The sequence below is a fragment of the Cyclobacteriaceae bacterium genome, assembly GCA_025808415.1.
GTDB lineage: Bacteria > Bacteroidota > Bacteroidia > Cytophagales > Cyclobacteriaceae > UBA2336.
In genome coordinates, this window is record CP075525.1 from 420537 (window position 1) to 434936 (window position 14400).

Below are 14400 nucleotides of genomic sequence, written 5' to 3' on the forward strand. Positions count from 1 at the left end.
ATGGTGCTTACCTTTTTCTTACACCAACACGAAAGGCTTGTGCCGGATTAATTTTGATTACCTGATCAATTTCATTTTGGGTAAAACCTTCTTTCAGCAAACGTGGTAATAAAATTTCAAACAGGGCAGTAAAACCCCGAAAACTACCACCGCCAGCTTCACCTACATTGTACCAGCCGGCATCATGCGAAAGCAAGGTGCGGTGAAGCAGATTATTCGCTTTCATATAGTTCATAAACTCCACGTATTGCTCAATGGTTTTGGTATGAACATAATCAAACTCCACCCACACACCTTTCGATGCCATTTCTTTAAAGACATCATAGTTTTTTTCATTCTGTGCATGCACCCATATGAATGCTTCTGGCGCCACGCCATTAGCAAAAAAAATTTCCAGTTCTTCTTTGGCTGCGTTCCCATCGCCTGAATGCACCGCAATACTGAGCCCGGTTTTTAGATGGGCCAAGGCACCGGCCTTCATAATTTTTCGTTGAGTTTCTGTTAGCGGGCCGGTATCTGCACTAAGTTTCATGAAGCCGGGTTTTATTCCAGTGCCTTCGATACCGTTGTTGAACTCATCAATCCATCGCTGTGCCAGCTCTTCGGCACTTTCAGTGAAGGCATGTTTGGGTAAATATTTTTCATGGGCTGCTCCATAGTAGCCGGTGTTGGTAATAATATTAATTCCGGTTTCTTTAGATAAGCGTTGGAGAAGCCTGACATCGCGCCCAAGATAATTGGGTGTGCATTCAATAAAAGTTTGTACCTGATGTTTTTTTAGTTCATTCAAAAAGGGCAAGACCCGAATAAAAACTGAGTCAGAATCGTACCGGTCTGGACTGACGCTATCGGCCCCGATGAAGTCAACGACAATATGTTCATGCGGAAGGGTGATGCCCATTGCTGATGCTGGGATTTCACCTGTTACGGTTAATAATACAGATTCCTTATTCCCCCAGGAAGAAACAAGGATAATAAGGAGGGGAATGGTAAACTGCACAAACGTCATCATAGGCAAAGGAGAATGTGAATTTGATTGTTCTCTTATGAAACAACTGTTTCAAAATTAAACAACCGCAACCAAAGTCATATTGGCAGGGTGGTTTGATTTTGTTGGATTTTAAGTTTGGAACTGCCTTTGTTCCGGGAATGAATTAGGTTAATTTAGATTACTCCTCTATTCCCAATCATGAAAAAATACCCGGGAACGATTCTGATTATTGATGATGACGACCATGTGGTGCTCACCTCCCGTATGATCCTGAAGCAGTATTTTGAGACCATTGAAACACTCAGTTCACCGAAAACACTGGAGTCGTTTCTGAAGCAACGTGAAGTTGATGTTATCCTGCTGGATATGAACTTCAGTGCAGGAGTCACTTCTGGCAATGAGGGCATCTTCTGGATGAATCGTATCCGGGTGCTGTCGCCCCATACGCAGGTGGTATTGCAAACCGCCTATGGCGATATTGAACTGGCGGTAAAATCGATTAAAGAAGGGGCTGTTGATTTCCTGCCAAAGCCGTGGGACAAGGAAAAGCTCGTCACCACCATGGTTAACGCGTATCACCAGACACAGGCCCGAAAAGAAAACCGGAACCTGAAATCAAAGCAACAGGCTTTACAGGATCATCTCAACAAAAATGAGAGTCCATTCATTGCTTCAGCTCCTACCATGCAGCCTGTACTTTCAGCTATTGACAGTGTTGCGGAAACCGATGCATCGGTATTGATACTTGGGGAACATGGTACCGGGAAGGAATTGGTTGCCAGGGCAATTCATCAGCGCTCAAACCGCGCGCATGAGCCATTCATCGTAGTCGATGTAGGTGCACTGCCTCCGACACTTTTTGAATCGGAGATGTTTGGTCATGAAAAGGGCGCCTTTACTGATGCCAAAGAATCCCGCATTGGAAAATTTGAACTCGCACACAAAGGCACACTGTTCCTGGATGAAATCGGAAATATTCCCCCAGAACTCCAGATCAAATTGCTTTCCGCGATCCAGACTAAGTCGGTATGCAAGGTTGGCTCCAATACCCCGGTTGAAATTGACGTTCGCATCATTTGCGCTACCAATGCACCGATTTATGATTTTGTGAAGAACGGAACCTTCCGGCAAGATCTTTTTTATCGCATCAAGACCATTGAAATCAATCTGCCTGCGCTTCGCGAACGGATGGAGGATTTGCCTGACCTGTTCCAGTACTATTTTGAATACTATACAAAGCGATACAACAAGTCACTTGAACCAGGCCTGAACCTCCTTTCAGATTTGCGCAAATACAGATGGCCCGGAAACATTCGCGAACTTCAGCATGCTATTGAGCGCGCAGTAATTTTGTGCCGCGAGCCGGTGGTGTACGCATCGGATTTTCAACTGATGGATTTAATTGAAAGCCCTTCGCGTGAGATCGAAACCCTGAATATTTCCGAAATGGAACGCGAAGTAATCCGGAAGGCATTGTTGAAATCCGGGAGTAACCTCACGCGTGCTGCGGAGGAACTGGGCATTGGCCGCACTACCCTTTACCGAAAGATTGAAGAATACGGCCTGAGCGAATATGGAAAATGAATCTCACATTCGTAAGCGGCTCCGGTTAAGAGTAGCCATACGACTATTGGGGATTTGCATTTTCGGATGCCTTACGGGCTTCCTTGTATTTGATTCACCCTATTGGATGGCCGGCATCTGGACGAGTATCATCACGATTGGGCTGTTCATTGAGACCATAAGGTTTGTCACGCAATCAGAACTCAAGCTCACCGCTTTCCTGCAGGCCCTCCGCCAAAACGATTTTGCCATTACCTTTTCTGAGAGCAAAGACTCTGACAATTATGATCTTCACCGCGCCTTCAACCAGTTGAATGATATTTTCAAAAAGCTCAGGTCCGAGCGTGAATCACAACATCAGTTGCTGCAGGCCATCGTTGAAAATTCCAGCGCGCCCCTGATTTGTTTTGAAGAAACAACCGGGGAAATTTTTCTGATCAACCACGCAGCCAAGAATCTGTTCCAGGTGCCATTCCTGCAAAAGATTGAATCGCTTGGCCGTATCGATGCGGGCCTTACGCGCACGCTGATCGAAATGCCTGATGGGGGAAGGATTACCGAAAAACTGGTGGTGGCCGGAAAGACATCCATACTTTCTATCCATGCGCAACACTTGTTGTTTGAGAACAGGAATCTAAAGCTGATTTCTATCCACGATGTAAGCAGCGAAATGGCTGCACGGGAAGCGGAAACCTGGCAGAAACTCCTGCGTGTGCTCACCCATGAGATATCCAATTCCGCCATTCCGCTATCAACCCTCTCTTCATACATCTATGAAATGGTGACGGAAGCAAATGCAAAGGATAGACGCCTCACCGAGGAAGAGCGAAGCGATATGATGGAAAGCCTGCGCACGATTGACCAGCGAAGCAAATCATTGAAAGAATTTGTTCACAATTTCCGCAACATCAACCAGGTGCCGGAGCCTTGTCTTGAAAAAGTTGAAATGCTTGCCCTTGTGAATGAATCCCTTTCACTCTATATGAAGGAATTACAGAAGGAGAATATTACCCTGTCTATCAAGATTCCTGCCCAGCAATTTGTGTACGCAGACAGGTGTCTTACCCAACAGGTGTTGATCAACCTGATCAAGAATGCCGTGGAAGCCATGCGCAACATGAAGGACGAAAAGCACATTGAACTGGCTGCGTCATTTGTGGGCAATCGCTACCGGCAACTTCATGTACGTGACACCGGGCAGGGAATTTCACAGGAGGACCTCGACCAGATTTTCATTCCGTTCTTCTCCACCAAGAAAGGAGGTTCAGGAATCGGGCTGAGCATCTCCAAGCAAATCATGCAGAAACAAAATGGGGATATCAGTGTGCAATCCATACCGGGCAGGGGGAGTGTGTTCACGTTGAGTTTTACATCCTGAGTAATTTGCCTGAGCAGCGGCTCACGCAGGAGAAGAGTACTCTTTCAGAAGTTATCCTCCATCAAAAACTGGTGGGCGGGTTTCAATTCAATTGTTTTTCTATCAACACGCAATGCATCGGCTTGCCCCTGGGTGATAATCAGCCCGGATTTCAATCCGAAAAAATCCATTGCCTCCAGCAAGCCCCCGGTTTCACGGTCCTGGTTTTCGTTGTGCAGTTGCTGGCAAACCTGCATCACCGTTTTACATTTTCCTTTTTCGAATACCACAAAGTCACACTCCGTTTGTTCGCGGAAATAGGACAGTTCATAATTCCTTTTACGGAGATGCAGGTACACTATGTTTTCCAGCAAACGACCTTTGTCTTTGCTGAAGCTTAAACTGTTGGCATTGATCATGCCGGTGTCAATAGCATAAACTTTCCGTGGGTTAACTGCACGGCTTTTGGCCGACCAGCTAAACCGGGTGAGAAAAAATAGCAGATAGGTGTCCTCCAGCCATGAAAGATAATCTGAAACGGTGTTGGCCGATCCTACCTGGAACGATTTGCGCAAACTATTGAAGGTGAATTCTTTGCCCACGTTCGAAAGCAAATACAACGTGATATCCATCAGCGTTCTCGTGTTTTTTATTCCGTACCGGATGGCGATATCTCTTGCCACAATGTCTTTCAGCAGCATCTGCAGCATTTCTTCATTTCGGTCGCGGAGATATTCGGGAAAGCCACCATGTTGTAGGTAATCTTCAAAAGCAAGAGTTGAATTTTTTGACCTGGTGTATTGCAGATACTCCGGGTAGGAAAACGGAAACAATTCATGCCTGAGGTGCCGGCCGGTTAATCGCGTTCCCAACTCCTTGCTGAGCAACGATGCATTCGAGCCGGTGATAAAAACCTTTTTGCCCCGATCGTGCAGCTGGCGAACATAAATTTCCCAGGAGGGAACGTTTTGGATTTCATCGAAGAAATAAGCTTTCGTTTCTGTGCCGATCACCTCATCCAGTTTTTGAAAATCAGATACTCCGAAGTCGTGCACGCGCGGGTCTTCAAAATTGAAATAGCCTGCAGCGTCTCCATAACCCTGTTTGATCTGGTCCATCAGTGTACTTTTGCCGCACCTCCGTATGCCCGAGATTACCTCCACGTGATTGCTCCTGGCCGGGGCAGGATAGTCGCGTCTGATAAACGATTTCACCGGTTTTATGAAATCCTGCTGCAACCGGTAAGCAATTTCCAATTCTGATTTTAATACCACAGCGTGCCGGATAGTTTATACTGCAAATATATAAAAGTTTATATTGTCAGAATAAACTTTACAAAACCCGCTGAAAAGGATAGCAAAAAATCTTCCCGATTTCTAAGATGCCATACCTGAAGTTGTTTCGTCCTGAAACAATACATTGTTCTGATTCAGAACACCCGACTATTCAAAGGCTTTGATTTTGGCGATTTAAGCGGGAAATTTCAATTGGCCTGATTCTGAATCTGCAGGCAAGCTAGGTGATTGCCTATTGTCCTTTGCCTACTGCCTACTTTAAAGAATAGAAGAATGCTCCTCAACTACCTCAAACTCTCCCTGCGCCTGATGGCAAGAAGTCCGTTTTTCACGTTGATTAATATTCTTGGGTTGGGTATTGGCTTGGCGTCTTTTATCGTGTTGTGGGATTTTTCTATAAATGAGTTACGAGCTGATCAATATCATAAGGACTATGAGCGCATTGCCAGAATCGGGTATCACTGGAGATGGACTGATGCTGGCAAGAATTGGGACCACTCCAGGGTCGGTTTTTCTAAGTCGGATATTCCATTACGTGTAAAAGAAGACTTTCCCGAGGTGGAGGATTATGTGCGTCTTCATACACAGCCTTTCTTCGGGATTCCGGCAGGCCTGGTTCCTAACGGGAGAAAGATCACCATGTCAAGAGTTGGACGAATACAGGAGGACAGGATTTTCAGGGAAGAACACGTCATCTATGCGGATCAAAATCTTTTCAATTTCTTTTCCATTCCCCTGGTACGCGGCAATCCGGATAATGTTTTAGCTGAAGCCGGTTCGGTTGTGCTTTCTGAAAGTCAGGCGGTCAAGTACTTTGACAACACAGACCCGGTAGGTGAATTGTTAAAGCTCAACGATTCGATTACCCTTAAAGTGACCGGTGTTTTTAAGGACCTGCCGCATAACACGCACCTGACTTTTAATACGGTCATTTCGAACACGCCATACTTAGAGGTATGGGCAAAAGCCCTTAATAGTCCGACCATCAATTATGTGAAACTTAAAGAAGGAAATTCATTTGAAGCGTTTGAGGCAAAGTTAAATGGAAGAAAGGGAGATTATTTTGCTGCCATCCTGCAGGTACTGCATAATACAGACATCGAAGTGTTTGTTCAGCCGTTAGCTGAAATAATATTCAGCGCAAATCTTCCGGGCGATGAATTTGCTTTTCGGTCAAAGTCACTACTAATAACCTTTGCCACTGTGGCTGTTGTGCTGCTGGCGATGGCATGGATCAATTACATCAATTTATGGATCGCCAGAAACAAGAAGCGGGAAAAGGAGCTGGCCACCCGAAAAGTTAATGGGGCACGCGGTACGGATTTCGCTTTTCAATTTCTCACCGAATCAGCACTGATCAATTTACTTGCGTTGCTTTTGGCCATAACGCTTTTGCAGTTTGCCCGGATTCCCTTCCATCATTTATTCAATATTCAAATTAGTGAACTGGGGCAAACAGAAACTGGGTCATTTGTAGTTTTTATTATGGTGTTTGTGCTAAGCATTGCCATAACGGGTTTGTTTCCGGCATATAAGACAAGGAATAGTCATCCTCTCTCTCTTTTCAAGAGGACAGCCGAAAGTTCCGGGGGGATATTATCATCAAGCCTGGTTATTGTTCAATATGCGTCAGCTATTACGTTAATACTGTGGTCGTCATTAGTGTACTTCGAGTTGAACCATATCCTTGACAAAGAAGTCGGTTTTGATCGTGATCATGTGCTGGTAGTAGAAATTCCTGCAGTAAGAAATCATGAAAATCATCTGGAAGGGTTAATTAGCAGGCTCGCGGCCAACCCCTCGATCGATAAAACGGCATACGGCCTCGGTGCCCCCGGGGTAGATTATTTTCAATTGAATTCACGAAGAGCCGGCAGTCTGATGCAAATCGGCTTTGAATGGAATGGTATAAACGAAACGTATCTCCAGCTCTTCAATTTAAAGCTGGTGGCCGGACGAAATTTTATCCAGGATGACCGGAGTGATGTCGCTATTCTTAGTGAAGTAGCAGTTCAACGGTTGGGTTTTGAAAATTCAGCCGATGCATTAGGTACAAGATTGGAGGTTCTGAAAAGTGAAGAGTTAGGGGAATGGCTCACAGTTGAAATAGTAGGTGTAGTCAAGGAGTATCGAACCTTTCCATTTTTTGAGACCTCAGTGGCTGCTACGGACTTGAAAAATGATTTTCAATCCAAAGGAAAAATGTTCACGTATAAAAACAAGAATGTTGAATTTTTTCCACTCGAAAAACTTTTCATCAAGCTGAACCCCGGCAACATTCAGCATTCAATAGCTGCTGCAGAAGCTGATTATAAAGTAATGTATCCTGGAACAGCTTTTACCTGGTCATTTCTCGAAGAAAGCATGAATAATCTGTACGCAAATGAAATGATAACCCGCAATCGTATTATGCTTTTCGTGGTGCTTGCCATAGTGATTGCCTGTTTGGGTTTCCAGGGCATGATTGCCCACAAAGTTATATCCACGACAAAGGAAATCGGCATTCGCAAAATCCTCGGAGCCCATAGCGGGCACATTAGCAGGCTGATCCTTCAACCTTCCTTCATTCAATTGGGCATTGCGATTATGGTGGGTATGCCAACCGCATGGTACCTGGGAGACGCTTACATTCAAAAATTCTCCGAACGTATTGAACTTCAATGGTGGCACTTTGCCTTGCCTGTGGTGATGTTGGTTGTGATCATGCTGGGCACTGTGGCGTCTGTAGTTTGGAAAGCCGCGAAGCAAAATCCGGTGGAGGCACTGAAGTATGAATGAAAAAAGTTGTTGGTTGTTAGTTCTTAGTCGATAGAATTAACAGACCAACAACTATCAACCAATAACTTACAACCATGTTATTAAACTACCTCAAACTCTCCCTCCGCCTGATGGTGCGAAATCCATTTTTTTCCGGGATCAATATCATTGGGCTTGCTATTGGCTTTGCTTCATTCTATGCGCTGTGGGGCTATGCCATACGGGAATTAAAGTCTGACCAGTACCACCGAGACTACGAACGCATAGCGCGCGTTGGTGTAAATTGGGAGTGGTCGGAGGATGGCGGCCAAACCTGGGGGCATGCTACCTTTGGATTTTGCAAAACACCCATTGCCGGGTTTATCAATGAAGATTTTCCGGAAGTGGAGAGTACCCTGAGGGTACATCAGCAAGATGCATTTTCCACCGAACTGGTTAATCATGGTAATAAAGTGATCCTATCCTGGCGAGATGAATACGGACAGAAAAAATCTTTTTACGAAGAGAAGGTTGTATATGCCGATTCTAATCTGTTCACGTTTTTTACAATACCGCTCGTTTCCGGTAATCCACAAGAAGCTCTTCGGGAAGCCAATAGTGTGGTACTTTCCAGTAGTGTTGCCCAAAAATACTTTGGTAATGACGATGCTACCGGTAGAATAATTCAACTCAACGATTCCATTGCCTTGCGCGTGACGGGCGTTTTCAAGGATCTCCCCGCCAATACCCACCTTAACTTTAATATTGCCATCTCCAATGTTGCATATCTCAATAAATGGAACAATGCTTTTTTTGGACTAGCAAAGTTGTATTTAAAATTAAACCAGCCGGATTTCGAAAATCTTGAGACCAAGCTAAATTCAAAAAAAGAGCAGTACTGGGCTAACAACCTGCGTGCGCAATCGTCACTGAGGCTGAGCATGTTTGTGCAGCCGCTTGCCGAAATTCCGTTTAGTAAAAATTTTATAGCCGATGACTTTTATCCCAAATCTATGTCATTTTTGTTCGTGCTCATTTTCATTGCGCTTTCCGTATTAATCATGGCCTGGGCGAATTATATCAACTTATCGATTCACCGCATCTCAAAACGATTTAATGAAGTCGCCACCCGCAGGGTATCCGGGGCGAAAGCCGCAGACATGATTGAGCAGTTTGTCACCGAGTCGTTGGTGTTCAACGGAATTTCGTTAGTGCTGGCATTGACAATCATACAGGTAGTGAAAGTCCCAACAAAAACTTTGCTGAACATTGATATACCTTCCCTTTACACAAGCGATATAAGCGCCACCTGGATGCCTCTGGCATTCATTGCCATGGGCACACTGATCACCGGTCTGTATCCGGCCATAATCGCCTTGTCTTTTCAACCGAGGTCGCTATACGCCCGCAAGTCATCAGGTATCAGGAATAAGCTGCTGCCACATGTACTCACGGTTGGTCAATTTTCGGTGGCTATCATTTTCATTTTGCTAGTGTTTAATGTGTCGAATCAGATACAGTTCATTCTCAACAAAGACATCGGTATTAACCGGGATCGGGCAATTTTAATTGAATGCCCAGTGGTAAAACCGGATAACTACCGGTCGGTGGTGTCCGGGCTTAAAAATGAACTTCAGGCTCTGCCTTCTGTGGAATCTGTCACCGCCAGTAAGTATCACCCCACGCGTTTGGGTGGAGGAGAGTTTTGTGTGAGAAAAACAGGGGCCGAAACGATTTACTGTGTAGAAAGCAATTCAGTTGATGAAGACTTTATCGATTTTTATGGAATCAAAATGGTCGCAGGTCGCTCTTTTCATGCTGCGGAATCCCCTGATGCGGTGATCATTAGTCGTTATGCGGCCAATCGTTTCGCATTCCAGTCTCCTGAAGATGCCATTGGCGAGAAAATCCTGCTGGGTCACGATCTGGGTCACGATCGCAACTGGAAGGAAGCAACAGTGATAGGCGTGATAGAAGACTATCGGGTCTTCTCTTATCTTAACCACAATGGCAGCATTACTCAGACAGAAACCGGCAGGGGCTTTGTACTCATGCACAATAACCACCACCTTGACCGAGATTACTTTATTCCTGAAGTGATTTCGGTACGACTCAATGAACTTGGTGCCGGATCTGCTTTAACTTCTGTCCAATCTGTATTTCATCGTTCATTTCCCGAAGTACCTTTTCAATGGTCATTTGTTGACGAAAAGGTTTTCGAGCTTTATAAGCAGGAAAAAGTAGCGCGCAATCAGATCATTACCTTCACGGGCCTGGCCATTGTGATTGCCTGCCTGGGGTTGTTCGGTACGATTTCGCACAAGGTGGTTGAAAAGACAAAAGAGATCGGTATCCGCAAGGTGCTGGGCGCGCAGCTTCATCAGTTAACCATGATTTTGCTGAACACCACGATGCGCCAAATGCTGGTTGCAATCCTGATAGGTACACCCATTGCCTGGTACTTAACAAAAGACTACCTGAACAGATACTCCGATCATATGGCTCTGCACTGGTGGCACTTCGCTTTACCTGTGGTGATTTTGATGGTGATCATGTTAAGCACAGTAGCAACCGTATTATGGAAAGCCGCCAGGAGCAACCCGGTGGAGGCACTGAAGTATGAATGATAAAAGTTGTTGGTTGTTAGTTCCTAGTTGATAGAACCAGCATACCAACAACTGCCAACCCATAACGAACAACCATGTTATTAAACTACCTCAAACTCTCCCTGCGCCTGATGGCGAGAAATCCGTTCTTCACATTCATTAATGTGGCGGGACTTAGTGTGGGCTTTGCTGTGTTTATTATTCTCTGGCAATACGCCCGGCATGAATTAAAAAGTGACCAGCAATGGAAAGATTGGGAGCGGATAGCCCGGCTTGGCCTCTTATGGGAATGGTCGGATGATAATAAGAGTTGGGATAGTGAGCTATATGGTGTTACTGGTACCCCCTTTGCTGTTCAGGTGGCCGCTGACTTTCCGGATGTGGAGAGTTATACGCGCATACTCGATCGCAGCTACTTCACCGCTGAACTTACCGGTTTCGGTAAGGACATTGTGGTATCCTACGAAAAACCCGGATATGCAGAAGTAAAAATTTTGGAAGAGAAAGTAGTGATGGCCGATGCCAACCTTTTTCAGTTCTTCTCCATACCCTTGCTGCAGGGTGATGCTGCCCATGTTTTAAAAGAGGCCAACGCTGCCGTGCTAAGCCATTCTATTGCACAAAAGTATTTTGGTAATGATGAAGCCTTAGGAAAAAGCATCGCTATCAACAAACAAGCGTATATCGTCACGGGCGTTTTTACTGATCTGCCATCGAACACACATCTTGATTTTAAGATTGTATTATCTAATCAAAGCAGGGTAAATTATTGGGCTACCGCTTTTGGACCTCCTGTTGCAACAACGTATGTAAAAGGCGGCCCATCGCCAGATTGGAAAGAATTTGGGCGTAAACTCAATCAACCGGAAATCATTGAAAAGTATTTTGGGCCCGCACTGCGTTTATTCAAATCTAAAGCCACCAACTTAATTCAGCCGTTAAGCGAAGTTGCCTTTAGTCAAAAATGGAGAGGCGATCAATTCAATCCAAAGTCAAAAACTTTACTTCATATTTTCCAATCGGTAGGATTGTTGGTTCTGGTGCTGGCTTTTGTGAACTATATCAGTCTGACCAACTCCCGCATCAGGCTGCGCCAGAAAGAGGTGGCTACCCGAAAAGTATCCGGTGCCGCGTCAGTGGATTTCATTAAACAATTTACCATCGAATCAGCGCTTGTTTTCATCATCGCATTGACCCTGGCCTTTACTTTGATTCAATTGTTGAAATATCCATTGAATGTGGCGTTGCAGCTTAACGTTTTCGAAATTGATCAGGAATCCATCTTGCTCATGTTTTTGGTTGTTGCGCTGATGACGCTGCTCTCGGCAGCGTATCCCACCTATTTGTCGATGGTTCCGAAAATCAGGGATCTCTTCAACAAGAAAAATCAGCTCACAGGAAAAACGGGTGTTCAGTGGTCATTAACATCCCTGCAATTATCCATAGCTGTTGTGCTTATCATCTGGGGATTTATGATTTACCAACAGGTGACCTTTGTGTTAGCAAAAGACCTGGGGTTTAGTAAAGAAAATCTAATCACCATTAATGCACCTGTGTTCAAAACAAACCACTATGCGTCAGATGTAGAGGTTTTCAAGAATAAGCTACAGGCACTATCCGGAATCCGGAATATGACCATCAGCAGTTCGGTAATGGGTGATGGTGTAAAAAATATTGGCGTAAAGCGAAACTTAAATACTCCATTCATAGCATTGGATACCAACGGTGGCGTTGATGAGGACTTTATCCCGTTTTACAACATCAATCTTTTGGCTGGAAGAAATTTTACAGAGTCAGATCGTGATAACAGTATCATCATCAGCGAAGGCGCGCTTCCACGCCTTGGATTTGAATCAGCCGGAGAGGCGGTGGGTTCGGTCATTCAAATTGAAGGTAAACCCACGGTTATGGATACCATTGAATGGAGGCCTGTTACCATTATTGGTGTGATAAACGGTTATCGCTTGCGCCCGATGTTAAAATTTTCTGGTGACCACGATTCAAAAGCCGATGCCGGCATAGCACTGACGTACAAACATTATTTGAATGCAAACCTGCAACCTGAACGCTTTACACTGAACCTGGAGGCAACAAAAACAGCTGACCTACTTCGCGATGTAGAACGCGCCTATACAGAAATTTTTCCGGGAAATGTTTTCAACTGGTATTTCCTTGATGATCATGTAAATCGTCATTACCGGAGCGAGAAAATCTGGCGCAATCAAATATTATTCTTCACCTGCCTGGCCATTGGCATAGCATGCTTGGGTATGTTAGGGATGATTTCGAATAAGGCTGCCGAAAAAACGAAAGAGATAGGGATCCGCAAAGTGTTGGGCGCAGAGTTGTATCAGGTTGCTCAGTTGTTACTGAGTACAACCGTAAGACAGATTTTGATAGCGACCGTCATCGGCATTCCAATCGCCTATTTCCTCACCCACCAATATTTAGAAAAATATTCCGAACGGATTGCTTTGCAGTGGTGGCACTTCACATTGCCGGTGTTGATTTTGGTGTTGATCATGTTTGCAACGATTGCCTCGGTATTATGGAAAGCCGCCAGGAGCAACCCGGTGGAGGCGTTGAAGTATGAGTGAAATTCGTTGCTGGTTGTTAGTTCTTAGTTGATAGAACCAGCATACCAACAACTACCAACCATAATCGGGGTGTGCAGAGCATCGGTCAGTTATTCGCCTATACATTCTTTTGAAGTCCCTCTAAGCAATTACTTATCACGAGTGTAGTACTCCTTCTGCGTTTAACTCTTTGATGAAAATCAGGTTTTCCTCCCGAATGGAATCGGGCACAAAAACAAATCGCTTATCAAAAATGGTAGTACCAATGTAATAGCTTACCCAGTATTCATTGTCTAAATGAAACACGGCCGGGTCAATCGGTTCAACCAACGCAGCACTATGGGCAGGCACCGTTTCTATAAAATGCCGCAATACGGAAGTTTGTTGCTCCTGGCCGTCTTTTTCGCCATAGCCTTTGCTGGCCACCAAGGTGTTTTCAATCGGGAAAGGGTTTTTATTGATCAGGTAAACGCTCCATTCAGCCGTTTCACCGGGTTGTTGTTTGCAGGTAATTGCAACACTGACATTTTTTACTTCGGGTATTTCAATATCGCAGATCATACCAACTCCATGTTAAAAAGTTCTGCAATCCTGGCTTTGAGCATTTCTTCTACGGCTTTCATGTCTTGTTTTTGTCCCAACTCTTTTTCCATAGACGTTACCGCTTTATCGGCAATACCACACGGAATGATGTAATCAAAGTAATTGAGGTCAGTATTTACGTTGAATGCCAGGCCGTGCATGGTTACCCAGCGACTGGTTTTTACGCCCATTGCACAAATCTTCCTCGACTTCTTTTCCTGGTCAACATCAAGCCATACACCGGTAAGCCCGGCTATGCGCCCTGCTGTAATTCCAAACGTATTCAAGGTTAGCATTACCGACTCCTCCAACAGGCGCATGTATTGATGAATGTCGGTAAAAAAGTTTTCGAGATCAATCACCGGGTAGACAACAATCTGCCCCGGGCCATGGTAGGTGATGTCGCCCCCGCGGTTGGATTGGATGTAGGACGCATTTATGGTGTGCAGATTTTCTTTTTTTATTTTCAGATTAGCCTCATCACCACTTTTTCCGAGGGTGAACACATGCGGATGTTCACAGAAGATCAAAAAATTATCCGTTTGCTTTTGTTGACCGACTGGTAAGTCGCGGTTTTCTTTTTTTACATCGAGGATTTTTGAAAAAAGCGAAGCCTGGTAATCCCAGGCTTGTTGATAGTCGATAAGACCGAGGTTTATGAATTTTGTTTGGCGGTTGAGGTTCGAATTCATGC

General features: G+C 44.8%; 9 protein-coding genes. 5 read left to right on the forward strand and 4 right to left on the reverse strand.

All coding sequences use genetic code 11. The features are described 5' to 3' along the window. Window positions 1–7 precede the first annotated feature (7 nt). Window positions 8–1012, reverse strand: a complete 1005-nt coding sequence (locus KIT51_01915) for a phosphotriesterase (protein UYN87058.1) — start codon at window positions 1010–1012, stop codon at window positions 8–10. A gap of 177 nt (window positions 1013–1189) precedes the next feature. On the opposite strand from KIT51_01915, the gene KIT51_01920 reads away from it, so the two are divergent. Further along, window positions 1190–2575 (forward strand): sigma-54-dependent Fis family transcriptional regulator, encoded by a 1386-nt coding sequence (locus KIT51_01920; GenBank protein ID UYN87059.1) that lies wholly within the window; start codon window positions 1190–1192, stop codon window positions 2573–2575. Further along, window positions 2565–3932, forward strand: coding sequence for a GHKL domain-containing protein (locus KIT51_01925; GenBank protein ID UYN87060.1), 1368 nt, complete (start codon window positions 2565–2567; stop codon window positions 3930–3932). Before KIT51_01920 ends, KIT51_01925 begins: the two co-directional genes overlap by 11 nt. A gap of 44 nt (window positions 3933–3976) precedes the next feature. Here KIT51_01925 and KIT51_01930 read toward each other — a convergent pair whose 3' ends face one another. Then, a complete protein-coding gene (locus KIT51_01930; protein ID UYN87061.1) occupies window positions 3977–5185 on the reverse strand; it encodes an ATP-binding protein in 1209 nt (402 codons plus the stop codon). Between the two features lie 294 nt (window positions 5186–5479). Between KIT51_01930 and KIT51_01935 the strand changes: the two genes are divergently transcribed. From KIT51_01935 to KIT51_01945, 3 genes are all read left to right on the forward strand, one after another. Next, the gene (locus KIT51_01935) at window positions 5480–7984 is read left to right on the forward strand and encodes an ABC transporter permease (protein UYN87062.1); all 2505 of its coding nucleotides are present in this window, start codon (window positions 5480–5482) and stop codon (window positions 7982–7984) included. 74 nt (window positions 7985–8058) lie between these two features. After that, on the forward strand, window positions 8059–10569 hold the full coding sequence (locus KIT51_01940; GenBank protein UYN87063.1) for an ABC transporter permease: 2511 nt from the start codon (window positions 8059–8061) through the stop codon (window positions 10567–10569). Between the two features lie 74 nt (window positions 10570–10643). Then, window positions 10644–13145 (forward strand): ABC transporter permease, encoded by a 2502-nt coding sequence (locus tag KIT51_01945; protein UYN87064.1) that lies wholly within the window; start codon window positions 10644–10646, stop codon window positions 13143–13145. 135 nt (window positions 13146–13280) lie between these two features. Here the strand turns inward: KIT51_01945 and KIT51_01950 are convergent, their stop codons facing one another. Further along, window positions 13281–13685, reverse strand: coding sequence for a hypothetical protein (locus tag KIT51_01950; protein UYN87065.1), 405 nt, complete (start codon window positions 13683–13685; stop codon window positions 13281–13283). Beyond that, a complete protein-coding gene (gene lipB, locus KIT51_01955; protein ID UYN87066.1) occupies window positions 13682–14398 on the reverse strand; it encodes a lipoyl(octanoyl) transferase LipB in 717 nt (238 codons plus the stop codon). The genes KIT51_01950 and lipB overlap by 4 nt, the downstream gene beginning before the upstream one ends. Between the last annotated feature and the right edge of the window lie 2 nt (window positions 14399–14400).